This window comes from Pseudomonas corrugata, from assembly GCF_050920615.1.
Lineage (GTDB): Bacteria > Pseudomonadota > Gammaproteobacteria > Pseudomonadales > Pseudomonadaceae > Aquipseudomonas > Aquipseudomonas corrugata.
This window is the reverse complement of the sequence record NZ_CP130434.1, coordinates 1,513,848-1,539,884: the sequence shown is the minus strand read 5'-3', so window position 1 is coordinate 1,539,884 and position 26,037 is coordinate 1,513,848. Positions and strand designations below refer to the sequence as shown.

The 26,037-nt window shown below is 62.2% G+C and carries 25 protein-coding genes; 4 read left to right on the top strand and 21 right to left on the bottom strand.

Annotation, left to right across the window (positions count from 1 at the left end; translation table 11 throughout):
• Positions 1-23 precede the first annotated feature (23 nt).
• Complete coding sequence (locus QZH45_RS06845; RefSeq protein ID WP_024778990.1) at positions 24-644, top strand: hypothetical protein; 621 nt, start codon at positions 24-26, stop codon at positions 642-644.
• Here QZH45_RS06845 and QZH45_RS06840 read toward each other — a convergent pair whose 3' ends face one another.
• The 7 genes from QZH45_RS06840 to ppc all read right to left on the bottom strand — a co-directional run bounded on the left by QZH45_RS06840 (position 645) and on the right by ppc (position 8,072).
• Positions 645-1,313 carry an extensin-like domain-containing protein gene (locus QZH45_RS06840; RefSeq protein WP_392397815.1) on the bottom strand — a complete coding sequence of 223 codons (669 nt, stop codon included), beginning with the start codon at positions 1,311-1,313 and terminating at the stop codon, positions 645-647.
• Between the two features lie 46 nt (positions 1,314-1,359).
• Positions 1,360-2,181, bottom strand: a complete 822-nt coding sequence (locus tag QZH45_RS06835) for an isocitrate lyase/PEP mutase family protein (protein WP_024778988.1) — start codon at positions 2,179-2,181, stop codon at positions 1,360-1,362.
• A 33-nt stretch (positions 2,182-2,214) separates the two neighbouring features.
• Positions 2,215-3,075, bottom strand: a complete 861-nt coding sequence (locus tag QZH45_RS06830; RefSeq protein WP_055136187.1) for a DUF72 domain-containing protein — start codon at positions 3,073-3,075, stop codon at positions 2,215-2,217.
• The gene (locus QZH45_RS06825; RefSeq protein WP_024778986.1) at positions 3,075-3,383 is read right to left on the bottom strand and encodes a hypothetical protein; all 309 of its coding nucleotides are present in this window, start codon (positions 3,381-3,383) and stop codon (positions 3,075-3,077) included. The genes QZH45_RS06830 and QZH45_RS06825 overlap by 1 nt, the downstream gene beginning before the upstream one ends.
• A gap of 345 nt (positions 3,384-3,728) precedes the next feature.
• Complete coding sequence (gene tsaB / locus QZH45_RS06820; RefSeq protein WP_053192696.1) at positions 3,729-4,406, bottom strand: tRNA (adenosine(37)-N6)-threonylcarbamoyltransferase complex dimerization subunit type 1 TsaB; 678 nt, start codon at positions 4,404-4,406, stop codon at positions 3,729-3,731.
• A gap of 93 nt (positions 4,407-4,499) precedes the next feature.
• Positions 4,500-5,150 (bottom strand): adenylate kinase, encoded by a 651-nt coding sequence (gene adk, locus QZH45_RS06815; protein WP_024778984.1) that lies wholly within the window; start codon positions 5,148-5,150, stop codon positions 4,500-4,502.
• A gap of 291 nt (positions 5,151-5,441) precedes the next feature.
• Positions 5,442-8,072 carry a phosphoenolpyruvate carboxylase gene (gene ppc / locus QZH45_RS06810; RefSeq protein ID WP_024778983.1) on the bottom strand — a complete coding sequence of 877 codons (2,631 nt, stop codon included), beginning with the start codon at positions 8,070-8,072 and terminating at the stop codon, positions 5,442-5,444.
• Positions 8,073-8,307: 235 nt separating this feature from the next.
• Between ppc and QZH45_RS06805 the strand changes: the two genes are divergently transcribed.
• The 3 genes from QZH45_RS06805 (at position 8,308) to QZH45_RS06795 (ending at position 10,288) form a co-directional block, all read left to right on the top strand.
• On the top strand, positions 8,308-8,652 hold the full coding sequence (locus QZH45_RS06805; protein ID WP_024778982.1) for a hypothetical protein: 345 nt from the start codon (positions 8,308-8,310) through the stop codon (positions 8,650-8,652).
• Between the two features lie 382 nt (positions 8,653-9,034).
• Positions 9,035-9,448 (top strand): DUF4398 domain-containing protein, encoded by a 414-nt coding sequence (locus tag QZH45_RS06800; RefSeq protein ID WP_024778981.1) that lies wholly within the window; start codon positions 9,035-9,037, stop codon positions 9,446-9,448.
• Positions 9,449-9,499: 51 nt separating this feature from the next.
• Entirely contained in the window at positions 9,500-10,288 is a 789-nt protein-coding gene (locus QZH45_RS06795; protein ID WP_024778980.1) for an OmpA family protein, read from the top strand.
• A gap of 185 nt (positions 10,289-10,473) precedes the next feature.
• Here QZH45_RS06795 and QZH45_RS06790 read toward each other — a convergent pair whose 3' ends face one another.
• The 14 genes from QZH45_RS06790 to QZH45_RS06725 form a co-directional block, all read right to left on the bottom strand.
• Complete coding sequence (locus QZH45_RS06790; RefSeq protein WP_024778979.1) at positions 10,474-10,803, bottom strand: hypothetical protein; 330 nt, start codon at positions 10,801-10,803, stop codon at positions 10,474-10,476.
• Complete coding sequence (locus QZH45_RS06785; protein WP_024778978.1) at positions 10,800-11,705, bottom strand: alpha/beta hydrolase; 906 nt, start codon at positions 11,703-11,705, stop codon at positions 10,800-10,802. Before QZH45_RS06785 ends, QZH45_RS06790 begins: the two co-directional genes overlap by 4 nt.
• A gap of 135 nt (positions 11,706-11,840) precedes the next feature.
• Entirely contained in the window at positions 11,841-13,118 is a 1,278-nt protein-coding gene (locus tag QZH45_RS06780) for a flavohemoglobin expression-modulating QEGLA motif protein (RefSeq protein ID WP_053192691.1), read from the bottom strand.
• Positions 13,119-13,169: 51 nt separating this feature from the next.
• A complete protein-coding gene (locus tag QZH45_RS06775) occupies positions 13,170-13,721 on the bottom strand; it encodes a hypothetical protein (protein ID WP_024778976.1) in 552 nt (183 codons plus the stop codon).
• Positions 13,722-13,795: 74 nt separating this feature from the next.
• The gene (locus QZH45_RS06770; RefSeq protein ID WP_033034556.1) at positions 13,796-14,500 is read right to left on the bottom strand and encodes a TetR/AcrR family transcriptional regulator; all 705 of its coding nucleotides are present in this window, start codon (positions 14,498-14,500) and stop codon (positions 13,796-13,798) included.
• A 113-nt stretch (positions 14,501-14,613) separates the two neighbouring features.
• Complete coding sequence (gene lysS / locus QZH45_RS06765) at positions 14,614-16,116, bottom strand: lysine--tRNA ligase (protein WP_024778974.1); 1,503 nt, start codon at positions 16,114-16,116, stop codon at positions 14,614-14,616.
• 108 nt (positions 16,117-16,224) lie between these two features.
• Positions 16,225-17,320 (bottom strand): peptide chain release factor 2 gene (gene prfB / locus QZH45_RS06760; protein ID WP_122319494.1). Its coding sequence is split into 2 segments (ribosomal slippage): positions 16,225-17,247 and positions 17,249-17,320, totalling 1,095 coding nucleotides; the frame shifts between segments, so codons are not numbered across the junction.
• A 143-nt stretch (positions 17,321-17,463) separates the two neighbouring features.
• Entirely contained in the window at positions 17,464-18,465 is a 1,002-nt protein-coding gene (locus QZH45_RS06755) for a response regulator (protein ID WP_024778972.1), read from the bottom strand.
• Positions 18,466-18,510: 45 nt separating this feature from the next.
• Complete coding sequence (locus tag QZH45_RS06750) at positions 18,511-19,521, bottom strand: chemotaxis response regulator protein-glutamate methylesterase (protein ID WP_024778971.1); 1,011 nt, start codon at positions 19,519-19,521, stop codon at positions 18,511-18,513.
• The gene (locus QZH45_RS06745; RefSeq protein WP_069018475.1) at positions 19,518-21,770 is read right to left on the bottom strand and encodes a hybrid sensor histidine kinase/response regulator; all 2,253 of its coding nucleotides are present in this window, start codon (positions 21,768-21,770) and stop codon (positions 19,518-19,520) included. Before QZH45_RS06745 ends, QZH45_RS06750 begins: the two co-directional genes overlap by 4 nt.
• Complete coding sequence (locus tag QZH45_RS06740; protein WP_069018474.1) at positions 21,767-22,438, bottom strand: chemotaxis protein CheW; 672 nt, start codon at positions 22,436-22,438, stop codon at positions 21,767-21,769. Before QZH45_RS06740 ends, QZH45_RS06745 begins: the two co-directional genes overlap by 4 nt.
• Entirely contained in the window at positions 22,438-23,700 is a 1,263-nt protein-coding gene (locus tag QZH45_RS06735) for a CheR family methyltransferase (RefSeq protein ID WP_055135646.1), read from the bottom strand. Before QZH45_RS06735 ends, QZH45_RS06740 begins: the two co-directional genes overlap by 1 nt.
• Positions 23,697-24,233: a chemotaxis protein CheW gene (locus QZH45_RS06730; RefSeq protein ID WP_024778967.1), complete on the bottom strand. Its 537-nt coding sequence runs from the start codon at positions 24,231-24,233 to the stop codon at positions 23,697-23,699. The genes QZH45_RS06735 and QZH45_RS06730 overlap by 4 nt, the downstream gene beginning before the upstream one ends.
• Complete coding sequence (locus QZH45_RS06725; protein WP_024778966.1) at positions 24,233-25,855, bottom strand: methyl-accepting chemotaxis protein; 1,623 nt, start codon at positions 25,853-25,855, stop codon at positions 24,233-24,235. Before QZH45_RS06725 ends, QZH45_RS06730 begins: the two co-directional genes overlap by 1 nt.
• Between the last annotated feature and the right edge of the window lie 182 nt (positions 25,856-26,037).

Sequence of the window (26,037 nt, the reverse complement as noted above, 5' to 3'; positions counted from 1 at the left end):
GAGCTGAGCGTCGACCGAGAAAAATGTCAGACATTCATTCCACATCGATAGGCTTCATCTCCCGTTACGGTGATTACAGCCTGCGCAACACCCAGGCCCTGAGCGGCGTCAGTCACCTGTGGCAAGATTTTTTTGCCCGGGCCCTGGCCGATCAGTTGGGTGAAAACGCACCCGCGCCTGGCAGCTACCAGCCCGTCGCCCTCGATGAGACCGTTGAACCGACCCTCGGCGCCGAACTGCTGGACCACATCGTCAGCCAGCGCACCTGCGATGTGACAGAAACCCAGGTCAAACCACCTGAGCCGCTGTTCCTGCCCATCGCCGAATTCGAACTGGACCTGCTGGACAAGCCGTTCCCACCCTTCCCGCCAGAAGAAATCAGCGCCCAGCAAAAACAGCAGAACTTCGAGAGCAACTGGGTTCGCCCCATCGTCCTCGCTGCCGGCCAAGCGCAGCCGGAACCCGGCCCGGCGCCGCAGCCACGTCCGTTGCACCTGCCGATTGCCGAGTTCGAACTCGACCTGCTGGACAAGCCCTTCCCGCCGTTCCCGGAAGAAGAAATCGTCGCCCAACAGAAAGCCCTGGACTTCGACACCCGCTGGGCCCGCCCGATCGTCCTGCAGAATCTGCGTATCGCCGCCTGATCATCTACAGATCCACCAAGGCCCCACATCCAGATGGAAATGGTTGCGGTGCGCCGCGTTGTAGTCCGGGCTCAAGACCACACTGAACATGTCGCAGGCGCCGTCGCGCACCTGCCGCAGGAAACGCGCGTCGGCGCTGTCTTTCGGCCAGTCCCGGAGGACGCTGACCGTTCGGCCATCGGCCAGGCGAAACCCGGCAATATCCAAGGCACTGGCCGTGGCATGCTGGCTGCGCGCCCCGTCTTCACGACCGTACATGTTGCGACAGGCGAAACTGCCGAGGTGATCGACTCGCGTCACTTTCCGCCCATAGGCGGCCTGCGCAGCCGGTTGCAGCGCATGCCGTTCGAACAAGGCGAATGCCACTGCCAGGGAACAACTGGCGAGAAAACTGCTGCTCAATGCCACCTCGCCGCCCTGCACCCGCAGTACGTTGGTCAACGGGCAACTGGCCGCAGGATTGCTGTCGGCCTGATGGGCAACCCGCAACCCCGACGTGGCCAGGGCCTGTTCACACAGTTGCGCATCACTGCGCAAGGCCATGAGTTTGTAACGGGTCAGCAGGTTCGGTGGTGCATTGACGTCCAGGGGTGCCCAGGGGTTCCATTCCGGCGGCACCGGCAACCAGCCCCGCCACACCCCCAGCACCGCGACGCCGACGAGCGCCATCACCGACGCCAAGCCTTTGGCAATCCTCACGGCAACGTCTCGAGCATCAACCCTTGAACAACTGGTTAGCTTGCTTGAACGTCATCGAGCGACGGGTAAAGGTGAACGTGCCCTGCTCGCGGATTTCCCCAGCGGCACGCATGAACTCGCCGTACGCCGCCAGGGCCAGGGCCGAGCCGACGCTGATGCGCTTGGCACCCAGCTCGCTCAATTGCGCGAGTGTCAGGTCCAGAGCCCCGGACATCAACACGTTCACCGGCTTCGGCGCCACGGCCTGCACCACCGCCAGCACTTGCTCGGCAGTACTCAACCCTGGGGCATAGAGCACGTCGGCACCGGCGTCGGCGAACGCCTTCAGGCGACGGATCGTGTCATCCAGGTCGGGATTGCCGTGCAGAAAGTTCTCCGCCCGGGCGGTCAGCAGGAACGGGTAAGGCAGGCGGCGTACCGCTTCGGCCGCGGCCTTGACCCGTGCCACGGCATGCTCGAAACAATAGATCGGGCTGTCCTCGCGCCCCGTGGCATCTTCGATGGAGCCCCCGACCGCACCGGCTTCCGCCGCACGCAGCAGGTTGCGGGCACAATCTTCGGGAGCGTCAGCGAAACCGTTTTCGAAATCGACCGCCACCGGCAGGTCAGTGGCGGCCACGATCGCCCGCACATTGGCCAGGGTGTCTTCCAGCCCCAGTGCGCCGTCCGGGCGTCCCAGGGAAAAAGCATGACCGGCGCTGGTGGTGGCCAACGCCTCGAACCCCAGGCTGGCCAACATCTTCGCGGAACCGGCATCCCACGGGTTGGGAATGACAAAAGCCCCTTCGCGTTCGTGCAAGGCTTTGAACGCCTGGGCCCGACGAGTTTGCGCATCCATGTAGGTCACTCCTGAGCAGGGAAGGATTCGGCCTCAGAGCAAACCCAGTTGCTCGGCGGCGGGCTCTCTATATAACTCAGGCAGGACTGGCAAGCCAGGCAATCGCTGCATCAACCGCTGATGAAAACGCAACGCCAGCTTTGCCGCCAGCAGGTTGTCGGCGGTGTGCAGGAAAATGTAGGGCGTGCGCCCTTCTTCGATCCAACCGGCGATTTTTTCCACCCAGGGCGTCAGGAATGGCTCATTGGCTTCCAGTACCGGATGACCGATGAAGCGCACCTGCGGGCATTGGGTGAAGGCCGCCGGCCGGGGGGGTACGCGCGGTTTTTTCGATTGTGCATGGAGCACGGCAGGATCGGTGGAGGTGCAACTGAACAGTGCCCGGGGATCGAGGCAGATACGCTCGACACCACGATCGAGCAGCAGGCGATTGAGCTGCCGTTCGGCATCCCCCTTGGCGAAGAACTCATCGTGACGGACCTCCACCGCCAACGGGCGCTCCAAGGCGTCGATGAACCCCGCCAGTTCCGACAACCGATTCGGCGTAAACGCTTTGGACAGCTGCAACCAGAATGGCGAAACCCGTTCGCCCAATGGGCTGAGCAGTTGCACGAAGGTATCGACTGCCGTCTGGTGATCGCGCAGGTCGCCATTGTGGCTGATCTCGCCGGGGAACTTGGCAGTGAAGCGAAAGTGCTCGGGCATGGTCTCGGCCCAACGCTGCACGATGGCCGCAGACGGGCTCGCATAGAAGGTCGTGTTGCCTTCCACGGCGTTGAATACCTGGGAATAGAGACTCAGGAAATCGGCGCTTCTGGCGTCCTGGGGATAAAGATAATCACGCCAGGCGTTTTCGCTCCAGGAGGGGCAGCCGACGTAATAAGGCAACGCCATCAGATGTAAAGATCGAGCCCCAGCACTTCCATATCCCAATCGACGAAACCGGCGGTGCTGAGATAACTGGCCAGCGCCGTGGCAACACTGCGGCTCATGGAACGGTGATAGAGCATGTCTTGCTGGCGGGCGGGGAGATTGCTCAAGCGCTGTGCGGAGGCTTTGGCAGCACGGGCGGCCAGTTGCTCTTCAGACGGAAACTCCAATTCGCCATCGACGTCGTCGAAGGACTCCTGATCAGCGACCTTGCCTGTCCGAGGCCGGCGCTTGATGGGGTAGGACTGCGGTGAATATCCGTCTATACGCATAACAGAATGCTCAGTATCAATGATGGCAATTTAGCGGCACTTTCCCAGCCGCGCAAATGCGCAAGTGATAACTAGAACACATAAAGTCGAAAAGGTTTAAAAACCGGGTGAAAAAGTGACGACTGGCGATATTGGATGTGACTTTCGGGCTCTGGAATGACGTGTGGCGAGGGGACTACAGGGTGCTAAGGGTTTTGTAGCTGGTGACTTTGTGGCGAGGGGATTTATCCCCGCTCGAGTGCGTAGCGCTCGCTGGATAATTGACCGACACGATAATGGCGGGGGCGCTTCGCGCCCAGCGGGGATAAATCCCCTCGCCACAACTTTGCCCGCTTGAGCGTGCAGTTATCGCTCGGACTTGGGCGTGGCGACCTTGTCCCGCAGATACACCGGCTGGGCATCGTCGGCCGGGATGGCTTCGCCGCGTTCCCAGGCGAAGCGGGCCAGGGCCAACAGGTCTCCGGCGTGGGGCAACAGGCTGGCGTCCTGGCCGCTGAGGTTGACGGCAATACGTTCGCCATACCCCCAACCGGTGCCGGCGCCAAACCACTCACCCGTCGCATCGGTCGGCAACGCCGCAACCTCGGGCGGCAGCACCGCCTCGGCCCCCACCAGACGCATCTCGCCAGCGACGTCGCGATAGCAACCCCAGTACACCTCGTCCATGCGTGCATCAATGGCCGCGGCCACCTGTTGGGCGCCGTGCTCACGCAAGGCACGCTGGGCCAACACGGCCAGGTTCGATACCGGCAACACCGGGCGCTCCAGCGCGAATGCCAGTCCCTGGACGACGCCGATGGCGATTCGCACACCGGTGAAGGCCCCTGGGCCGCGACCAAAGGCAATCGCATCCACAGCCTGCAAGGTGGTGCCGGCGTCGCTGAGCAGTTGCTGGATCATCGGCAACAGTTTCTGGGCATGCAGGCGTGGAATCACCTCGTAATGGCTCGTAACCTTGCCGTCGTGCAGCAGGGCAACGGAGCAAGCTTCGGTCGCGGTGTCCAGGGCCAGCAAGGTGCTCATCGATGTGTCCGTCAATCAGGGAAAAAAAGGGGCGCCAGTATAAACAACTACGGCCCGCAAGCGGGCCGTAGTTGTTGCAACCGATCAGACTTTTCAGCTCAGCGCTTCGAGCACCTTGCCGGTGATCGCATCGACCGTGCCGACGCCCGGGATGTGACTGTACTTGGGCTTGCCGCCGGTCTTGGCGGACAGCTTCTGGTAGAAGTCCACCAGCGGCTTGGTCTGGGAATGGTAGACCGACAGGCGATGACGCACGGTTTCTTCAGTGTCGTCCTTGCGCTGCACCAGTTCTTCACCGGTGAGGTCGTCCTTGCCGGCAATTTTCGGCGGGTTGTAGACGGTGTGGTACACGCGGCCAGAAGGCTCGTGGACGCGACGTCCGGCGATGCGCTGGACGATCTCTTCGTCATCGACGGCGATCTCGACGACGTGATCCAGCTCCACACCGGCTTGCACCAAGGCTTCGGCCTGGGGAATGGTGCGCGGGAAACCATCGAAGAGGAAGCCCTTGGCGCAGTCGGACTGAGCGATGCGATCCTTGACCAGAGCAATGATCAGGTCATCCGACACCAGGCCGCCGGCATCCATGATGCTCTTGGCCTTGATGCCCAGCTCGGTGCCGGCCTTGACCGCTGCACGCAACATGTCGCCGGTGGAGATTTGCGGGATACCGAATTTTTCGGTGATGAACTTTGCCTGAGTACCTTTACCGGCCCCGGGAGCTCCCAGCAGAATGACGCGCATCGATGTGCTCCTCAATTTTTTTATGTAAAACGCTCGGATTCGCCTCGTCGGGCCAATCTCGGAAAACTGGAATCGTGACCGCCCAAACGGCCAAAGGCTGATCAAGATACACAGCAGGCCCGACCCACACAAGCCGCCGAAAGTCGGAGGAACCGCCGCCCGACGCGACCTTTGGAGGGGGTGGCGAGCGTCGCAACCGGACAACAAACTGTCACCTGGCCGGCCTGCTGCCCTGTCTGCCAGGCAACGCCCGGCGACGCCGGGCGAACCGTTTCGAGGCGCCGCCTGAGCTTAGCCGGTGTTGCGCAATCCGGCGGCAATACCCGCCACAGACACCAGCAATGCTTGCTCCACGGGGCTGCCCTGGGCAACGTTCTGTTGCCGCGAGCGGGCCAGCAGTTCAGCCTGCAACAGGTGCAAGGGGTCGAGGTAAGTGTTGCGCAGGCGAATGAATTCGAGCGTCTCTGGGCTATGTGCCAGTAGTTGCGACTGACCGGTCAACCCCAGCACCACGGAACAGGCCTGCGACAATAGGTCGCGTAAATGCGCACCCAAAGGTCGCAATCCCGGCTCCACCAGGCGCTCATCGTAGGAACGCGCAATATCGGCATCGGCCTTGGCCAGCACCATTTCCAGCATGTCGATGCGGGTACGGAAGAATGGCCACTGCTCGCGCATCTGTCCCAGCAACTCGCCCTCTCCCCGCTCAAGAGCCCTGCCCAGTGCGGTTTCCCAGCCGAGCCAGGCCGGGAGCATCAGGCGGGTCTGGGTCCAGCCGAAAATCCACGGAATCGCCCGCAGGCTTTCGATGCCACCGGCACGGCGCTTGGCCGGCCGGCTGCCCAGGGGCAGGCGTCCCAGTTCCTGCTCCGGGGTGGATTGGCGGAAGTACTCGACGAACTGGGGGTTCTCCCGCACCACGGCACGGTAGGCATTGACCCCGTCGGCCGCCAGTTCGTCCATCAGATGTCGCCATTCGGGCGTGGGTGGCGGCGGTGGGAGCAGGGTCGCTTCCAGCACGGCCGCGAGGTACAGATTGAGGTTCTGCTCGGCGATGTCCGGCAGGCCGAATTTGAAACGAATCATTTCGCCCTGCTCCGTGGTACGGAAACGTCCCGCCACCGATCCCGGGGGCTGGGACAGAATCGCCGCGTGGGCCGGACCGCCGCCACGGCCGACGGTGCCACCACGACCATGGAACAGCAGCAATTCGACCTGCTGCTCGCGACAGATCTCCACCAGCCGTTCCTGGGCCCGATACTGCGCCCAGGCCGCCGCGGTAGTCCCCGCGTCCTTGGCCGAATCGGAGTAGCCGATCATCACTTCCTGGGGCCCGTGAAGGCGCGCGCGATAACCCGGCAGCAGCAACAACCGTTCGATCACAGGCCCGGCGTTGTCCAGGTCGGCCAGGGTTTCGAACAGTGGCACGACCCGCATAGGCCGCAGCACACCGGCCTCTTTAAGCAGCAGTTGCACCGCCAGCACATCGGAAGCCGCACCGGCCATGGAGATCACATAGGAACCCAGGGACGCCGCCGGCGCCGCCGCGACCTCCCGACACGTGGCCAGGACTTCCGCCGTATCGGCCGACGGTTTGAAATTGGCCGGAAGCAACGGCCGGCGGTTATTCAGTTCGTCCAGCAGGAAACCGATGCGCTGCTCCTCGCTCCATTGCTCATAACGGCCCAGCCCCAGGTAATCGGTGATTTCGGTCATGGCCGCAGTGTGGCGGGTCGAATCCTGGCGCACGTCGAGTCGCACCAGGAATAACCCGAAGGTCACCGCCCGGCGCAGGCAATCGAGCAGCGGGCCGTCGGCGATCACGCCCATGCCGCAGTCGTGCAGCGACTGGTAGCACAACTCCAGGGGATCCAGCAGTTCGCGGTTGTTCTGCAACACATCGGCGCCGGCCGGTGTGGTGGCTTTCAAGGATGCCTGGGCCCAGTTGCGCGTGGCGCGCAGGCGTTCGCGCAGTTGCTTGAGCACGGCACGGTAGGGTTCGGCGCTGTCGCCGGCCTGGGCACGCAAGGCCTCGCTGGCCTTCTGCATGGACAGGTCGGAGGCCAGTTGATCGACGTCGCGCAAATACAGATCCGCCGCCATCCACCGCGCCAACAACAGCACTTCACGGGTCACCGCAGCGGTGACATTCGGGTTGCCGTCACGGTCACCGCCCATCCACGAAGCAAAGCGTACCGGCGCCGCCTCCAGCGGCAGGCGCAGCCCGGTAGCGGCGTGCAGGGCCTGGTCGGCCTTGCGCAGGTAATTGGGAATGGCCTGCCACAGCGAATGCTCGATCACCGCGAAGCCCCACTTGGCTTCGTCCACGGGGGTCGGACGGGTGCGGCGGATTTCCTCGGTGTGCCAGGCTTCAGCGATCAGCCGCTGCAGGCGCCCATGGATCTGCGCACGCTCGGCACTGCTCAGGTCGCGGTGATCCTGGGCCGCCAGTTGCCCGGCGATGGCATCGTATTTCTGGATGAGGGTGCGGCGGGCCACTTCAGTAGGGTGGGCCGTGAGCACCAGCTCGATTTCCAGGCGCCCCAATTGCCTCGCCAAGGACTCGGCGGTATGGCCTTCGGCGCGCAACCGGGCGAGCAACTCAGGCAACACCCGCGCCTCGAATGGCGCTGGCTGCGACTCCTCGCGGCGGTGGATGAGCTGGTACTGCTCGGCAATGTTCGCCAGGTTGAGGAACTGATTGAACGCCCTCGCCACCGGCAGCAGTTCGTCTTCGCTCAACTGGTTGAGACTGGCACTGAGTTCGGCATCAACGGAGCCGCGTCGATCGGCCTTGGCGCCCTTGCGGATCTGCTCGATCTTGTCGAGAAACCTGTCCCCATACTGTTCGCGGATGGTATTGCCCAGCAGCTCGCCGAGCAGGTGGACATCCTCGCGCAAGCGGGCATCGATATCGGTCATCAGCAGTTCTCCAGCAAAAAAGGTCCGGACAGCTCTTGGGTGAGACGTTCAAGAGAGAGTGCCGATGCCGGCCGTTTATGACAAGCGACGAAGGGTCTTTAAACCTTATCGGACGACAACAGCCACTCGTCAAAAAAAGAACGTATTTGCGAAACAGGACACTAGTCTCAACAGTAAGCCGCACGACGGCTTGTCACTCACTGCATCTGCCACGAGCAGGTTTTATGAGGCCATCATGAAAATCCGTGAGCTTGCCCAGCATTGGGAAGAGAACGCCAAGGGCCACCTGACCCAGACCGGCTACACCATTCATCTGGACATGGAAGCCGCCGCACGCCTCGCCGCAATCTGCGACATGTACCCCAAGCGCCAGCCCGAGGAACTGCTCGGCGAATTGATCGGGGCCGCGCTGGAGGAGCTGGAAGCAAGTTTCCCGTACATCAAGGGCTCCCAAGTGGTCGCCACCGATGAAGAAGGCGACCCGCTGTATGAAGACGTGGGCCCGACGCCGCGTTTTCTCGCCCTGTCCCGTCGTCACTTGCATGAACTGAGTTCACAGAACGACAAGTCCAAGCACTGAGCGCACCGCACATCTCCGTAGGGGCTGCCGCAGGCTGCGATCTTTTGATCTTGATCTTTCACTCTGAAGCTCGAGCGTCAGTGAAAAGATCGCAGCCTTCGGCAGCTCCTACGGGGCGTTCGCCATTAGAAATCTTCGCATCTCCACTCCCCGGGAATACCGCTGCGCGCCAGGAAAGTTCAGCTTTTTCGCACTTGACCAATCAGTCAGTAAAGCTTTTTGGCGATTGGCCATCTTTGCTGAACTTTTGAAAAATGCCTCGGGTCACACCGAATAACCATACTGGAACGGTTGTTTAAATAAACGCGCCTGGCATCAGCATCAATACGGACGTCAAGGCTTCGGTTCCGGCATGGATTTGTAGTTTCCCAGGAGTTTTCCAATGGAGTTGAAGCCTATGAATACCTGCACTGCCAAACCCTCATTCAATGGCCTGCGTGGTCTGAAGTTGGCTGCCCTGGCCATCGGAAGCAGCTTGATCCTTGCCGGGTGCGCCGGCAATCCGCCTTCGGAGCAGTACGCAGTGACTCAATCGGCCGTCAACAGCGCCGTCAGCGCCGGCGGTACCGAATTCGCCGCGGTGGAAATGAAGTCGGCCCAGGACAAGCTCAAGCAAGCCGAGCTGGCCATGCATGACAAAAAATACGACGAAGCCAAGCGTCTGGCCGAACAGGCCGAGTGGGATGCTCGCGTCGCTGAACGCAAGGCCCAGGCCGCCAAAGCCGAACAGGCACTCAAGGATTCCCAGAAAGGGATTCAGGAACTGCGTCAGGAAGGCATGAACAAGGTTCAGTAAGCCGTTCACGCCACGACGTACTTCTCATTGATAAAAGGACGACAGACTATGATGCACAAACATTTGATGATGCCCGCCCTGCTCGCCGCCTGTGTAGCCTTGGCCGCTTGCTCCCACGACCCGAACGTGAATCTGGAACAGGCCCGAACCAACTACAACGGCTTGCAGGCCAATCCGGCAGCAACCAAGGTGGCAGCGCTGGAAACCAAGGACGCGGCCGATTTCCTGGCCAAGGCCGACAAGGCTTATATGGACCGGGAAGACGAAGCCAAGGTCGACCAACTGGCCTACCTGACCAATCAGCGCGTCGAAGTGGCCAAACAGACCATTGCCCTGCGTACCGCCGAGATGGAGCTGAAAAACGCCGGCGACGAGCGTGCCCGTGCCCTGCTCGACGCCCGCAACGCACAGATCAAGCAGTTGCAGGAAAGCCTCAACGCCAAGCAGACCGAGCGCGGTACCCTGGTGACCTTCGGCGACGTGCTGTTTGCTACCAACAAGTCCGAGCTGCGTTCCAGCGGCCTGGTCAACGTGAATAAACTGGCCCAGTTCCTCCAGGAAAACCCTGACCGCAAGGTGATCGTCGAAGGCTACACCGACAGCACCGGTTCGGATTCCTATAACCAGTCGCTGTCCGAACGCCGCGCCAGCTCCGTGCGCACCGCGCTGGTGAAAATGGGCGTCGATCCGGCGCGCATCGTGACCCAGGGCTATGGCAAGGAATTCCCGGTGGCCGACAACAACAGCGTGTCGGGCCGAGCCATGAACCGTCGGGTGGAAGTCACCATCTCCAACGACAATCAGCCAGTGGCACCACGCTCGACCATGAGCGCCAACTGATCGGTTGAGTGCAACGAAAAAGCCCCGCCTGGGTTGCTCAGGCGGGGCTTTTTATCGCCGAATATTTTCCCCCTGTGTGAGCGAGCCTGCTCGCGATGGCGGAGTGTCAGTCAATGCATGACTGACTGAACGGACGTCATCGCGAGCAGGCTCGCTCCCACAGGGAGTCACCGGCCCTCATGGCATTACGGCTGGAGCTTCTGCGGCGTCTCCTGGCCCATGCACCGCACCGCGCGCTTCTTGTCATTGATCAGCACGCCCGTCAGGCCTTTCTGTTCGGTGTCAAACAGCACCAGCACGCCATCGATGCACTGGGCCACCTGGGGCGCCGGCTCCAGGGAAACCTTATAGTCTTCGCCCGGCATGGTCTTGAGCATGGTGAACTCATTGAGCAACAACGCATCCTCGGGCTTGGCGAAGTGCAGGTAGCCGTAGTACCACAGCACCGCGACGGTGCCGAGAATGCTGCAGATACCAGTGATGATCAGGGGGATGGCGTTGCGTTCTTCGCTCATTGCGGGCTCTCTGGAGATTCAACAGGGGATTTCGGGTAATTCGGGACTTCGCCCAGGCGGCGCAGCCCGTTGAAGTGTTGCGGGTCGTCGAGGTAGCGCAGCATCACGGTTCGCCAGACCGGGTCGGCGAACGTCTGCACGTGCCCGCCACGAGTCAGCTGCAGGACTCGCGGCGGCGGCGCAGCTTGATACAGGCGGATACCGTTGGAAAGAGGCACGATAGGGTCGTCGAGGCTGTGATAGATCAACTTCGGCACGCCTTTCAATTGCGCGATGGAACCGATGGCGCTGTCGCCGTCGGGCACCAGCCAGGACAAAGGCACCTGGAAGGCCCAGGTGAGCCACGACGTGCTCAGGGCAAAACGTCCCACGTCGCGATAGCTGGCGGGCACGCCGTCGAGTACCAGGGCCTTGAGTTGCTGCTGGCGCTGCGGGTGATCGACCAGGTAATGCACCGCCAGCGCGCCACCCAGGCTTTGGCCGAGTAACACCAACGGCTTGCCCTGGACTTCCGGCGCCTGGTCGAGCCACTTGAATGCCGCGTCGATGTCCTGGTAGATCGCCGGCAGGCTCGCCTCGCCTTCGGACAAGCCATAACCGCGATAATCCACCATCAACACCTGATAGCCCTGCTCCGGCAGCCACCAGCTACCGCCCAGGTGCCAGGCGAGGTTGCCACCGTTACCGTGCAGGTGCAGCACCGTCCCCTTGACCTCGACCCCCTTCTTGACCGGCAGCCACCAGCCGTGGAGTTTCAAACCATCAGCGGTGAGCAGGGTGACGTCACGGTATTCGAGCCGCGCCCGCTCCGGGGTGAAGGGCTGCCCCCGTTCGGGGTAGAACAACAGCGAACTGCAACCACTCAGGGCCAGCAGCAGGCAAAAAATGCCGAGGGTTCGCATCCGGTGAACCTCGCATAAGTTTGAAGTTGAAACACAGTCCCTGTGGGAGCGAGCCTGCTCGCGATAGCGGTGTGTCAGTTGATGCAAAGGTTCCTGACATATCGCTATCGCGAGCAGGCTCGCTCCCACATTCGCTTACAGGATATTGGAATAATCCGCTTCGATCCGGTCCAGGCTCAGATGGTTCAAGAAGTTGGAGAAACACATCCAGGCCGACAGCGCATTCATGTCGCGGAACTGCTCGGGCAGGTACTTGGGTGGCACCACCAGGCCTTCGTCCACCAGTTGCCGCAGGGTACGCATGTCCTCAAGGGTGGTCTTGCCGCAAAACAACAGCGGCACCTGCTCCAGTTTGCCTTTACGCACGGCTAACTGAATGTAGTTGTAAACCATGATGAAGCCCTTGAGGTAGGACAAGTCTTTGGTGAATGGCAGGCCGTTCGGCACCGAGCCACGGAAGACCCGGCTGGCATTGCCGTAGCTTTCGGCCATTTCAAAGCCCTGCTCGCGGAAGAACTCGAAGACCTGCAGGAAATCGGCCCCTTCCTCCACCATATGGATGGCGCGGGTGCGGTTGGTGAGCTTGCGCAAGCGGCTCGGGTAGGAGGCAAACGTGATGATTTCCATCAGGATCGCCAGGCCTTCCTGGGTCACGGTGGACGAGGGCGGGCCCTTGGACAGGAACGTGCAGATCGGCTGGTTCAAGCCGTTGAGGGTCGTGCCGACGTGTACAAGGCCTTCATGGACCTCCAGGGCCCGCACGTCCCGTTCGTTGAACATCGCATCGGCGCGGATCTTGATGTAGTCGGCACCTGCCGCCGCGTCCGCGACGATCCCGTCGGACTCGAACACCCGGATGGTTTCCTCGGCTTCGCCAAAGACCCGGTTGAGGCGGTGCTGCAGCAGGCCCACCGCTTCCTTGGCACTGAGGACTTTGGGCTCGTCCTTCAGATCACCACGACCATCGATATTGTTCAGGTAATCGGACAGCATCAGGCCGAGGTCGGACAGGGTCGGATCGCCGGCATGGAAGGCGTCGGAAGCGGCGCCGTAGAGCTCCTGGGAAATCAGCCCGAAGTCCTCGGTGCCGCGCGCTTCGAGCATGCGCACCACCATGCGGTATTCCTTGCACATGCGGCGCATGATCTGGCCAACCGGGTTGAATTGCCCAAGCTGACGGGTAATGTCGCGCTCGATATTCTGGAACTCCAGCTTGACCTTGCTGGAATCGAAGGACAACGGCCGGTTGAGGTAATAGTCACGGTCCACTGCAGGCGGTTCCTTGCCCTTGGCCTTGAGAAACCCCTTACGGATGTTCTCGTCCCATTTCACCGCGTCGAGAACGCGAATCGGCGTTTGCGCCAGCACTATGCGATCGGACAAGGTGCGTATCGTCTGCTGGTAATCGTCCACCCGGAACTCCTGTGAAAAACGTCCGCTTGCTGCAGCTTTTGATGTTTGAGTCTATTGGGATTTGAGCCGCTGGTAACGCACGGCTTCCGAGAACACATCGGAATTGGCCGGGTCGTCGAGATAACTGAAGACCCTGCTCATGTCGCTGTCCACCAGGACCCCATCGCCCTCCTCGCTCCGGTTCGGCTGGCCGCTGAGAATTTTCTGGCTGATGGCCTGGTTGATCTGTTCCATGTCCAGGTTGTAGACCACCAGTTCCTGCTTGTCGGTCAGCTCGAAACCAGCGATCACGAAATGCCCGCCATACCGGGCCGGTACCTTGGCCGACAGATACCAGCGGCTGCCGTGACGGGAAACGGTCAGGGGAATGGCTTCCCGCTCCTGGGGCCTGGCCCTGAAGTAGCTAATGGCCTGGTAGCGGTGCTTGTCAACTTTCGTCAGTTCAAGGTTCAGCGGCTCGCCCCAGGCATTGGTGCTGGTCCAGTGGCCGAGCAAGCCCTTGGGCGCGGCCTCAGCGTCGGGCAACGGAGCCTTGAAGGACACCAGGCAGCCGCTGAGCAGCAGCAACGACATGGCCATTACAACGGCACGCCAGGCTTTCATTGGAACTCCCATGACTGGCGACTGGACCTTTGTGGCGAGGGGATGAATCCCCTCGCCACAAAGGTCCATGTGTTTCAGACAGACGCCAATACCAAGTGCATGTAGCGGGTCAGAATGCCGAGCATGTCTTCACCGGCGACCGGCTCGGCGCCATTGAGCAAACCCTGATATTCCATCCGTCCGATAATCGCCGTCAACACTTTGGCATCCTGTTGCGGCTCACGAGAGCCCAACACCTGGAAAAACTGACACGTGCCATGCAACAGGATCTGCTGATGGGACCGCACCAGTTCCGCCAGGCGCGGGTTGAGCAGCGCCTCCTGACGGAAGGCCTGCTCAGCCATCAAGTAGTCGCGGCGACTGTCCAACTGATGCTGCACGTAGTCGACGGTCATCCGGGCAATGTCGTCGGCCAGTTGCGAACGGGATCCCGGGCTGCCGTCCCCGTACGCGACCATTTCCCGCAGCAAGCCTTCGTTGTTGGCCCACAGCTTGGCCATGAAAGCCGCGCTGCGCTCCACGTACTGGGCGAAGGTATCGGTGAGCAGGTCATCGATGTCCTTGAAGTAATAAGTAGTGGCCGACAACGGCACGCCTGCTTCGGCGGCCACTGCCCGGTGTCGCACAGCCCGCACGCCATCGCGCACCACAATGCGCATGGCCGCATCGAGAATCTCCTGGCGACGCTGCTCACTGCCCTGTCGGCTCGCCTTGCGGCCCTGGTACTGAACACTTTCAGCGACTGCAGTGGCGACGCCCGCTGCACCTTCTGGAGACATTGCACGATTCACGACAGGTCTTTCCTCGCTATTTCAAAAGTAACCAATTGATACGTTTGTACCAGACAGGCAATAAAAAACCGCCCTTCCAGGCGGTTTTTTAATTGAAACACTTACGCTTGAGGCCGCATGTGCGGGAAGAGAATCACATCCCGGATCGACGGTGAGTTGGTCAGCAACATCACCAGGCGATCGATGCCGATGCCTTCGCCGGCCGTGGGTGGCATGCCGTACTCGAGGGCACGCACGAAATCGGCATCGTAGTGCATGGCCTCGTCGTCACCGGCGTCCTTGTCGGCCACCTGGGCCATGAAGCGCTCGGCCTGGTCCTCGGCGTCATTGAGCTCGGAGTAGGCGTTGGCAATTTCACGGCCGCCGATGAACAACTCGAAACGGTCGGTCACGTTCGGGTTTTCGTCGTTGCGACGAGCCAGCGGCGACACCTCGAACGGGTATTGGGTAATGAAGTGCGGCTGCTCCAGCTTATGCTCCACCAGCTCTTCGAAAATCATCACCTGCAGCTTGCCCAGGCCTTCGAAGCCGAGCACTTTGGCACCGGCCTTCTTGGCGATGGCGCGGGCCTTGTCGATGTCGTTGAGGTCATCGGCGGTCAGTTCAGGGTTGTACTTGAGAATCGAGTCGAACACCGACAGACGCACGAACGGCTCACCGAAGTGGAACACCTTGTCGCCGTACGGCACGTCGGTAGTCCCGAGAACAAGCTGCGCCAGCTCGCGGAACAGCTCCTCGGTCAGGTCCATGTTGTCTTCGTAGTCGGCGTAGGCCTGGTAGAACTCGAGCATGGTGAACTCGGGGTTGTGCCGGGTCGAAACGCCTTCGTTACGGAAGTTGCGGTTGATCTCGAAAACCTTTTCAAACCCGCCAACCACCAGCCGCTTGAGGTAAAGCTCCGGCGCGATACGCAGGAACATTTCCATGTCCAGGGCGTTGTGGTGGGTTTCGAACGGTTTGGCCGCCGCACCGCCGGGAATGGTTTGCAGCATCGGCGTCTCGACTTCCAGGAAGTCGCGCTTCATCAGGAAGCTGCGGATGTGGGCGATCACCTGGGAGCGCACGCGGAACGTCTGGCGTACGTCCTCGTTGACGATCAGGTCGACGTAGCGCTGGCGATAGCGCTGCTCGGTGTCGGTCAGGCCGTGATGCTTGTCAGGCAACGGGCGCAGGGACTTGGTCAGCAGGCGCACACTGGTCATTTCAACATACAGGTCGCCCTTGCCGGAACGGGCCAGGGTGCCTTCGGCGGCGATGATGTCGCCCAGGTCCCAGGTCTTGACGGCGGCCAGGGTTTCTTCCGGCAGGGTCTTGCGGTTGACATAGACCTGGATGCGGCCAGTCATGTCCTGGATCACCAGGAACGAACCACGGTCGAGCATGATACGACCGGCAACCCTGACAGGAATCGCCGCCTCGGCCAGCTCTTCCTTGGTCTTGTCTGCGTACTTCTTCTGCAGGGCGTCGCAGTAGGCGTCGCGGCGGAAGTCGTTGGGGAAGGCCTGGCCCTTGTTGCGCTCGGCAGCAAGCTTTTCCTTGCGCAGGGCGATCAGGGAGTTTTCTTCCTGTTGCAGGGCTTGCGGGTCGAGTTCTAGGTCGCTCATGTCTTTATGGATTCCATCACAGGTTCGTTGCCCCCGGCCCCGGGGCCGGAGTTTGCCGGCGGGCCTCGCTTTCACAAAAGTGTGCCCGCCCGCCGCATGGGTGTCGCGTTACAGCCCTTGTTTGAGGCTCGCTTCCAGATATTCGTCGATGTCGCCGTCCAGCACCTTGTCGCAGTCGCTGCGTTCGATGTTGGTGCGCAGGTCCTTGATGCGCGAGGCATCGAGCACATAGGAACGGATCTGGTGACCCCAACCGATGTCGGACTTGCTGTCTTCCAGGGCCTGGGACGCCGCGTTGCGCTTCTGGATCTCCTGCTCGTACAAGCGGGCCCGGAGCATTTTCATCGCGGTGTCTTTGTTGGCATGCTGGGACCGTTCGTTCTGGCAACTGACCACGGTGTTGGTCGGTACGTGGGTAATCCGTACCGCCGAGTCGGTGGTGTTGACGTGCTGACCACCGGCGCCCGAGGAACGGTAGGTGTCGATGCGCAGGTCCGCCGGATTGATCTCGATTTCCACCTTGTCGTCGATCTCGGGGGAAACGAATACCGCCGAGAACGAGGTGTGGCGACGGTTGCCGGAGTCGAACGGGCTCTTGCGCACCAGGCGGTGCACGCCGATCTCGGTACGCAGCCAGCCAAAGGCGTATTCACCCTTGATATGTACGGTTGCGCCCTTGATCCCGGCGACTTCACCGGCCGACAACTCCATGATGGTCGCGTCGAAACCGCGTTTGTCGGCCCAGCGCAGGTACATGCGCAGCAGGATGTTGGCCCAGTCCTGGGCCTCGGTGCCGCCGGAACCGGCCTGGATGTCCAGGTAGGCGTTGTTCATGTCCATCTCGCCGCTGAACATGCGGCGGAATTCCAGCTTGGCCAGGGCCTCGTCGAGGCGTGTCAGCTCGGCGACCACGTCACCGACCGCGCCTTCGTCGTTTTCTTCGACAGCCATGTCCAGCAGGTCGCGGCAATCGGCCAGGCCACTGGACAACTCGTCCAGAGTCTCGACGATCAGCGCCAGCGCAGAACGCTCGCGACCCAGTTCCTGAGCGTACTCAGGCTTGTTCCAGACACTCGGATCTTCAAGCTCGCGATTGACTTCGGTCAGACGCTCATGCTTTTGATCGTAGTCAAAGATACCCCCGAATAGTTTCGGAGCGCTCGGACAGGTCCTTGATGGTGTTAAGGATCGGGTTGATTTCCATGGCGGGCAGCACTCGTTGGCGAACTTTTGAAAGCCGGCGAGTATAACGTAATCAAGCGCCGACGGCAGCCCGCCTGGCGGCTTGGGAGGGTAATGAGATTCAACACAGCCCCCACAGGCAACACAGACCTGTGGCGAGGGGATTTACTCGATGCCCACCCGGTTACGCCCATTGTGCTTGGCCATGTACAACCCCTTGTCCGCCGCCGAAATCAGTTGTCGGCTATCGCTGCCTTGCTGCGGGGTGACGGTAGAGACGCCGACGCTGACGGTCAGGCTCGCTCCCTCTTCGGGCACGGTATGGGGGATTTTCAGGGCGACCACGCTCTGGCGCAGTTTTTCGGCCATCAACCGGGCACCGCCAGGCGAGGTGCCGGGCAGCACCAGGGCGAACTCCTCGCCGCCGTAGCGGGCCGGCAGATCGGATGGGCGGCTGCAGGCTTCGCGGATCGCCGTGGCGACCTTGCGCAGGGCTTCGTCACCCTCCAGGTGGCCGAAGGTGTCGTTGTAGAACTTGAAGTAATCCACGTCGATCATCAACAACGACAGCTGGGACTGGTCCCGCATCGCCCGGCGCCACTCCAGTTCCAGGTATTCATCAAAGTGCCGGCGATTGGACAACCCGGTCAGGCCATCGGAGTTCATCAAGCGTTGCAGCACCAGGTTGGTGTCGAGCAGTTGCTGCTGGCTGACCCGCAGGGCGCGGTAGGCCGCGTCGCGCTGCAACAGCATCGTGTAGGACCGCGAGTGATAGCGGATACGCGCCACCAGCTCGATGTTGTCCGGCAACTTGACCAGGTAATCGTTCGCCCCGGCGGCAAACGCCGCGCTCTTGACCAGCGGGTCTTCCTTGGTGGACAGGACGATGATCGGAATGTCGCGGGTGGCCGGATGGTTGCGGTATTCGCGCACCAGGCTCAGGCCGTCGAGCCCGGGCATCACCAGATCCTGGAGAATCACCGTCGGCTTGATGCGAATCGCATGAGCGACGGCCTGGTGAGGGTCGGAGCAGAAGTGGAAATCGATGTTTTCTTCATTCGACAGCCCACGCCGAACCGCCTCGCCGATCATCGCCTGATCGTCGACGAGCAAGACCATGGCGGCATTTTCATCGCTCTTGAAATCGTCGAGCTGTAAGTCATTCATGGAGGCTCACCTGAGTGCGGCTTTGACCAGGACTGCTGAGGGTCGTCATCTTGAAAAAATCTCTATCAATCGTGGCGCTATATTGTCCAGCGCAAGAATTTGCGCAGCCGCGCCGAGGGCCGCCGCCGCTTTTGGCATGCCATATACAGCACTGCTCCGCTGGTCCTGGGCAATGGTCACATAGCCTTGCTGTCTCATGAGCTTGAGCCCCTGTGCACCGTCGCGGCCCATGCCGGTGAGCAAAATACCCACTGCGTCGCCATTCCAGAAGCTCGCGACACTTTCAAAGAACACGTCGATGGAGGGCCGATAGATCTCGTTCACCGGTTCGGCCGTGTAGGCCAGGGTACCGTCCTTCAACAGACGCAAATGGTGGTTGGTGCCGGCGAGCAACACCGTGCCATTTTGTGGCGGTTCGCCGTGTTGTGCCAAGCGAACCTTGTGCCCCGACACACTGCTCAGCCATTCGGCCATACCTGCGGCAAACACCTCGTCCACATGCTGGACCAGCACGATGGCCGGGGCGAAGTGCAGCGGCAGGCCCTTGAGCAAGACCTCCAGCGCGGCCGGCCCACCCGCCGACGAGCCGATGGCCACCAGGCTCTTACGGGAAGCGGCGGGACGCGGCGCAGCCGGCGTCGCACGTGCGCGACTGGCGCGCTCACCGATCAGCCAGCCGATGTTGGTGATCTTGCGCAGCAACGGTGCCGCCGCGCCTTCGGGATTGCCCACGCCCAAGGCCGGCGTGTCGACCACGTCCAGTGCACCATGGCCCATGGCTTCGAACACCCGATGGACGTTCTGCTGGCTGTCACCGGTGACGATCACGATGGCGCAGGGCGTTTCGGCCATGATGCGTCGGGTGGCCTCCACACCATCCATGATCGGCATGAACAGGTCCATCAGAATCAGGTCCGGGGTGTATTCGGCGCAGCGCTGTACCGCTTCGGCCCCGTTGGCGGCGACCCAGACCACCTGATGCGCCGGCTCGAACGCCAGCGCGCGGCGCAGGGCCTCGACCGCCAGGGGCATGTCATTGACGATGGCGATTTTCAAGCGCGAGCGCCTCCGATGAGTTCGACCACGGCATCGAGCAAGGCGTCATCATGAAAACTCGCCTTCGCCAGATAATAGTCGGCTCCGGCGTCCAGGCCACGGCAGCGATCTTCCTCACGGTCCTTGTAGGACACCACCATCACCGGCAGCGATTGCAAGCGGCTGTCGCGGCGCAACAGCGACACCAGTTCGATACCGTCCATGCGCGGCATGTCGATGTCGGTGATCAACAAGTCGAAATCCTCCGAACGCAACGCGTTCCAACCATCCATGCCGTCTACCGCCACCGCGACGTCATAACCCCGATTGAGCAGCAGCTTGCGCTGCAACTCACGCACGGTCAGGGAGTCATCCACCACCAGGATCCGCTTGCGCGGAGCCTGGGCCTGACTCTGGCGGGCGATGCGCTCCAGGCGTCCGGTATCGAGCAGTTTGTCCACCGAGCGCAGAAGGTCTTCGACGTCGACGATCAACACCACCGAGCCGTCGTCCAGCAAGGCCCCGGCGGATATGTCCTGGATCTTGCCCAAGCGCTCGTCCAGCGGCAGGACCACCAGGGTCCTTTCGCCGATGAAGCGTTCCACCGCCACGCCGTAGATCGCCTCGCGCTCGCGAATAACCACCACCTTGAGGTGCTGGCCACTGTCCTGGGTTGCCGGACGATTGAGCAACTGGCTGGCCGCAACCAGCCCGACATGCCGGTCTTCATGCCAGAAGTGCTGGCGCCCCTCGACCTGCACGATGTCCTCCGGCGCCAGGTCGCACATGCGCTCGATATGGGCCAGGGGAAAGGCATAGGCCTCATCGCCGACGGCTACCACCAGACTGCGGACCACCGAAAGCGTCAGCGGTACCTCCAGGTGGAAGCGACTGCCTTCGCCCGCCGTCTGCTCCAAAGTCACCGCGCCGCGCAATTGCCGGACCATGTGCTGGACCGCATCCAGGCCGACACCGCGCCCGGACACTTCGGTGACCGTGTCCCGCAGGCTGAAGCCAGGCAGGAACAGGAACGTCAGCAGCTCCTCTTCACTCAGGCTGGCGGCGGTCTGTTCGGGAGACAGCCCGCGCTCGACGACGCTGCGCCGCACGCGCTCGAGGTCCACGCCCGCGCCATCGTCCGCCAGTTCCAACACCAGCAGGCCGGCCTGATGGGAGGCGCGCAGGCGGATCAGGCCCTCGGCGGGCTTGCCGGCCAGCAGTCGCTGCTCCGGGGGTTCGATGCCGTGGTCCACGGCGTTGCGCAGCAGATGGGTCAGCGGCGCTTCGAGTTTTTCCAGCACATCACGGTCAACCTGGGTTTTCTCGCCCTCGATCTCCAGGCGCACCTGTTTGCCCAGGCTGCGGCCCAAATCACGCACCATCCGCGCCTGGCCCGACAGCACATCCGCGAAAGGCCGCATGCGACAGGCCAGCGCCGTGTCGTACAGCACCTGCGCCCGTTGGCTGGCCTGCCAGGCGAACTCGTCCAGCTCGGCGGTTTTCTGCGCCAGCAACTGCTGGGTCTCGGCGAGCAGGCGGCGGGCATCGCCGAGCGCTTCCTGGGCCTGCAGGCTCAAGGCGTGGTCCTTGAGGTGGACGTTCAATTCTTCCAGGGCGCGCAAACCATTGCTCTGTTGGCGCTTGAGCCGTTGCATCGTTGCCAGCCAAGGCTTGAGGCGCTGGGTCTCTACCAGGGATTTGCTCGACAGATCCAACAGGCTGTTGAGCCGTTCTGCAGTGACCCGCAGCACCCGTTCGCCGCCTTCGGTGACCCGCTTGCCCTTGGGGCGCGCCGGCGCGACCGGCTCCGGCGGTTCGACGGGTACCGGCTCGGCAGGTATCTCGATCATCGGCGGCGTCGCGATCGGTGCCGGTGGCGCGGCGGGATCAAGCAAGCGCCCCATCAGCGCCACGTAGCCGTCGACGTCCGTCGTGCCGACGTTGTTGCCCGGCGTGGCGATGCGCGTCAACAGGTCGGTTCCTTGCAACAAGGCGTCGATGTGTTCGGCGCTCAGGACCAGGCGACGCTCCTGGGCACTCACCAGGCAATCCTCCATGACATGAGCCACGCTGACCCCGGCGTCCACGCCGACGATCCGCGCCGCCCCCTTGAGGGAATGGGCCGCGCGCATGCACGACTCAAGAGAGTCAGCCTGGGTCGGATCACGCTCCAAGGCCAGCAGGCCGGCGCTCAACACTTGGGTCTGGGCCTCGGCCTCCAGACTGAACAGCTCCAGCAACGAGGCGTCGCGCATCTGATCAGGGGTCATGACAGGCTCCGGGTCACGGCGGACAGTAACTGTTGCTCATCCAGCCAGCGCAGGCTGCGCCCTTTGTAATGCAATACGCCACGGGTGTATTTGCCGCCGGACTGCGAAGCAGCCGCCAGGAGGCGTTCGTCGATGGCATGAATGCCGTCCACTTCGTCCACCGGCACCACCACCGGTCCGCCCTGGGCGGCGACGATCAACATGCGCGGCATGACCCGCCCGCCGGCGGTCGTTGCCGCACCGGGCTCCAGTCCCAGCAGCTCGACCAGCGACAGGCAGGCCACCAGCGCCCCGCGCACATTCGCCACCCCCAGCAGTGCACGGGAACGCTGGTGCGGCAATGAATGGATCGGTTGCAACGGCGCCACTTCCACCAGACTGCGGGTGGTCAAGGCCAGCCACTCTTCGCCCAACCGGAACACCAGCAGCGAGCGCGTCGCTACATCAATGTCCACCGGGGCATGGGCCAGATCCCGGTCGTCCTGCTGCAGGGCATAGCGATCCAGCAAGCGGGTGGCCGCGGCCGAATACACCGAACAGTTGCGACAGTGGATATGCTCGGCCAGCAACGGGCAGGATTTGTCGCCATGCACGCCGATGCGGTTCCAGCAGTCGTCGATTGCCTGGGCGTCGTCATGGATGACGTTATGGAAAGCCGAACCGCTCATCATTTACGCTCACTGTCAGCCAAGCGTCCGCTGCGGGCGGCGCGTTCCTGCAATCGACGGGCCCCGGCCGCGTCTCCCTGGGAAGCCAGCAACGCCGCCAGGTGCACCAGGGCCTCGGCGTGTTGCGGCTCAAGATAAAGCGCCTTGCGATAGAAACCCTGGGCCTCGAGCGCACTGCCGGCCATGTCGCTGAGCAAGCCCAGCCAATAGAACACCTGGGCGCTGGGCGCGTGGCTGCGCAGGTATTGCTCGCAGGCCGCACGGGCCTCGGCGCTGTTGCCGCCGTTGGCCAGGGCGGCGATGTTGGCCAGCAAGGTGGCGGCGTCACTGCTTTTCGGCTCGACAATCGGCGTCACGCTCGTCATGAACGGGCGGGGCCGAACCGCAGGTGGAACGCCACGGGGCGGTGTCTGGCGAATCGGCAACGGCGTGGGTATCAGGGCTGGCAATGGTTGAGGATCGGGAGCGCCCTGGCGGCTGAAGGCAAACGACTGGGCGACCCCGATCGAGCGCATGCCCAGCCGCCCGAGCAAACTGCCTTCGGCGGGGCCGATGAACAACACGCCGTCCTGGTGGGTCAGGCGCTTGAGCACCTCGAACACCAGTCGCTGGGTCGGCTGGTCGAAATAGATCAGCAAGTTGCGACAGAACACAAAATCGTAGGGTGCTTCGTTCGCCAGCAGAGCCGGATCCAGCAGGTTACCCACTTGCAGGCGTACCTGTTCGCGCACACGCTCGCTGAGGCGGTAACCCTCGCCGTCGAGGGTGAAATGTCGCTCGCGAAAACCGAGGTCTGCGCCACGGAACGAATTCCTGCCATAACATGCGCCTCTGGCTCGCTCTATCGACAAGGGACTGATGTCCAGCCCGTCGACCTTGAACTGATGGGGCTCCAGGCCTGCATCGAGCAAGGCCATGGCGATGGAGTAAGGTTCTTCGCCGGTGGAGCACGGCAGACTGAGGACACGCAGGGCGCGCAGGTGCCTGATGTCGGCCAGGCGCTTGACGGCAAGCCTGGCGAGGGTCGCGAAGGACTCCGGGTAGCGGAAGAACCAGGTCTCCGGGACAATCACCGCTTCGATCAGCGCTTGCTGCTCCTGGGTCGATGCCTGCAGGCTGTGCCAATACTCATCGGCGGTTCGCCCAGGTACAGCGATGATGCGCTGGCGCACGGCTCGCTCGATGATGGCGGTGCCGACGGAGGTGACATCCAGACCGATGCGCTCCTTTAGAAAGTCGAAAAAACGCTGGTCGCCGTTCATGGCAGTGCCTCAAAGCCATCAAGGTTCAACGGCGACGCGGGAAACAGCACGGCGCGGACCGATTCATCAAGCAGGTCATTGACCCGCACCCACTGCAGCAGTCCCTGGGCATCTTCGCGCACCGGGCCCAGGTACGGCGCCTGCCGGTTATCCAGGCCATAAGGCTGAAACTCCAGCGGATCGCAACGCAACGTGTCGGTGGCCTGTTCCAGGATCAACCCCAGCACCTGCCCCGGCAATTGCTCGTCGGGACGGTAATGCACCAGCACCAGACGCGTACTGGTACGGGCCTCGGCATGTTGGCCGAAGGCCAGGCTGCACAGATCGATCACCGGCACCACTGTCCCGCGCCAGGCGAACACTCCCGCCACCCACGCCGGAGCCCGGGCGATCGGTTTGAGAGGCAGGCGCGGCAGCACTTCAACCACGTCGGTGGCCTGCAGGGCATAGCGCTCGTTGCCGATGCAAAACATCAGGAACAGGGTTTGACGGGCCGCCGGCGCGGCTCCACGCCTGGCCTCGAATTCGCCCATCAGACTTTGAAACGCGAGACGCCGCCACGCAGCCCCACGGCTACCTGACTCAGCTCGTCGATGGCAGAACTGGCCTGACGCAAGGACTCCACGGTCTGGCTACTGGCATCGCCCAGTTGCACCAGAGCGTGGTTGATCTGTTCGGCCCCGGTGGCCTGCGCCTGCATGCCCTCGTTGACCATCAGCACCCGCGGCGCCAGCGCCTGGACCTGATGGATGATTTGCGACAGTTGCTCACCGACCTGCTGCACCTCGGCCATGCCACGGCGTACCTCTTCGGAGAACTTGTCCATGCCCATCACACCGGCGGACACGGCGGACTGGATTTCGCGCACCATCTGCTCGATGTCATAGGTGGCTACCGCCGTCTGGTCGGCCAGGCGGCGTACCTCGGTGGCGACCACGGCGAAACCACGACCGTACTCGCCCGCCTTTTCAGCTTCGATGGCGGCGTTGAGGGATAGCAGGTTGGTCTGGTCGGCTACCTTGACGATGGTGACCACCACCTGGTTGATGTTGCCAGCCTTCTCGTTGAGGATCGCCAGCTTGGCATTCACCAGGTTGGCGGCGCCCATTACCGAATGCATGGTGTCTTCCATGCGCGCCAGGCCTTGTTGACCGGAACCGGCGGCCACCGAGGCCTGGTCGGCGGCGGTGGAGACTTCAGTCATGGTGCGCACCAGATCGCGAGAGGTCGCCGCGATCTCGCGAGAGGTGGCGCCGATCTCCGTGGTAGTGGCGGCGGTTTCCGTGGCCGTGGCCTGTTGCTGGCGGGAGGTGGCGGCGATCTCGGTCACCGAGGTGGTGACTTGCACCGACGAGCGCTGAGCCTGGGACACCAGGGAGGTCAGCTCGGTCATCATGTCGTTGAATCCGGTTTCCACCGCGCCAAACTCATCTTTGCGCGCCAGGTTCAGGCGTCCACTCAAGTCGCCGCTGCGCATGACTTCGAGAATTTCCACGATGCGATTCATCGGCGCCATGATTGCGCGCATCAGCAACAGCCCGCAGAGAACGGCAACGACTATCGCGACGAGAAACGACAGGCCCATGGCGACCTTGGCCGCCGTAACGGCGTCGTCTATGGTGCCGGTGGCCTGTTCCGCCAGTTCCCGATTGCGCTCGATAATATGATTCAGGTGCGTGCGCCCACCGATCCAGGCAGGCGCCAGCTCTTTGTCCAGCGCCTGTCGCGCACCTTCGTAATCCTTGCGCTGATAGAGGTCGAGGACTTTCGCCATCGCCTGGTTGAACGCCTGGTGATTGGTTTCGAACTCATCCAGAGAGGCCTGGTCGGCCGGGTTCTGGATCAGCTTTTGATAGTTCTGTATTTCTTCACGCAGATGCTGTTCGAAGCCCTTGTAGTGGGCGTTGTCCTCGGCGGTGATTTCCCGGTTTCCCGAAAGGCCGACGATCTGTTGGGTGAGGACGTAGCTGTCGACCCAGCCGCCGCGGATCATGGAACTGTAATAGACCCCTGGCACCGCATCGGTACGTACCCGCTCTTCACTGTCCTGGATCTTCAACAACCGCGAATACGAGACGACCACCATCAGTAGCATGATGGCGATGATCACCGCAAAACTCGCCAGGATGCGTTGGCGCAACGTCCAGTTCTTCACAGTAAAACCTCGGAGGGACTTCGAAATGTTGGGGAGTATAGCCGAGGGGCGTGGTGTACTGATGTTGGATGCCAACCACTGTAGGAGCGGGCAAGCCCTGATGCCAGTCAGTCAAGCCACAAACCTGTGGGAGCAAAGCTTGCTCGCGATTGTGGTAAGTCAGTCAGCAGCAATGTTGACTG

Coding starts and splice junctions, on each gene's coding strand:
- QZH45_RS06845 (WP_024778990.1), top strand. CDS start 24: ATGTCAGACATTCATTCCACATCGATAGGCTTCATCTCCCGTTACGGT.
- QZH45_RS06840 (WP_392397815.1), bottom strand. CDS start 1,313: ATGGCGCTCGTCGGCGTCGCGGTGCTGGGGGTGTGGCGGGGCTGGTTG.
- QZH45_RS06835 (WP_024778988.1), bottom strand. CDS start 2,181: ATGGATGCGCAAACTCGTCGGGCCCAGGCGTTCAAAGCCTTGCACGAA.
- QZH45_RS06830 (WP_055136187.1), bottom strand. CDS start 3,075: ATGGCGTTGCCTTATTACGTCGGCTGCCCCTCCTGGAGCGAAAACGCC.
- QZH45_RS06825 (WP_024778986.1), bottom strand. CDS start 3,383: ATGCGTATAGACGGATATTCACCGCAGTCCTACCCCATCAAGCGCCGG.
- tsaB (WP_053192696.1), bottom strand. CDS start 4,406: ATGAGCACCTTGCTGGCCCTGGACACCGCGACCGAAGCTTGCTCCGTT.
- adk (WP_024778984.1), bottom strand. CDS start 5,150: ATGCGCGTCATTCTGCTGGGAGCTCCCGGGGCCGGTAAAGGTACTCAG.
- ppc (WP_024778983.1), bottom strand. CDS start 8,072: ATGACCGATATCGATGCCCGCTTGCGCGAGGATGTCCACCTGCTCGGC.
- QZH45_RS06805 (WP_024778982.1), top strand. CDS start 8,308: ATGAAAATCCGTGAGCTTGCCCAGCATTGGGAAGAGAACGCCAAGGGC.
- QZH45_RS06800 (WP_024778981.1), top strand. CDS start 9,035: ATGGAGTTGAAGCCTATGAATACCTGCACTGCCAAACCCTCATTCAAT.
- QZH45_RS06795 (WP_024778980.1), top strand. CDS start 9,500: ATGCACAAACATTTGATGATGCCCGCCCTGCTCGCCGCCTGTGTAGCC.
- QZH45_RS06790 (WP_024778979.1), bottom strand. CDS start 10,803: ATGAGCGAAGAACGCAACGCCATCCCCCTGATCATCACTGGTATCTGC.
- QZH45_RS06785 (WP_024778978.1), bottom strand. CDS start 11,705: ATGCGAACCCTCGGCATTTTTTGCCTGCTGCTGGCCCTGAGTGGTTGC.
- QZH45_RS06775 (WP_024778976.1), bottom strand. CDS start 13,721: ATGAAAGCCTGGCGTGCCGTTGTAATGGCCATGTCGTTGCTGCTGCTC.
- QZH45_RS06770 (WP_033034556.1), bottom strand. CDS start 14,500: ATGTCTCCAGAAGGTGCAGCGGGCGTCGCCACTGCAGTCGCTGAAAGT.
- lysS (WP_024778974.1), bottom strand. CDS start 16,116: ATGAGCGACCTAGAACTCGACCCGCAAGCCCTGCAACAGGAAGAAAAC.
- QZH45_RS06755 (WP_024778972.1), bottom strand. CDS start 18,465: ATGAATGACTTACAGCTCGACGATTTCAAGAGCGATGAAAATGCCGCC.
- QZH45_RS06745 (WP_069018475.1), bottom strand. CDS start 21,770: ATGACCCCTGATCAGATGCGCGACGCCTCGTTGCTGGAGCTGTTCAGT.
- QZH45_RS06740 (WP_069018474.1), bottom strand. CDS start 22,438: ATGAGCGGTTCGGCTTTCCATAACGTCATCCATGACGACGCCCAGGCA.
- QZH45_RS06735 (WP_055135646.1), bottom strand. CDS start 23,700: ATGAACGGCGACCAGCGTTTTTTCGACTTTCTAAAGGAGCGCATCGGT.
- QZH45_RS06730 (WP_024778967.1), bottom strand. CDS start 24,233: ATGGGCGAATTCGAGGCCAGGCGTGGAGCCGCGCCGGCGGCCCGTCAA.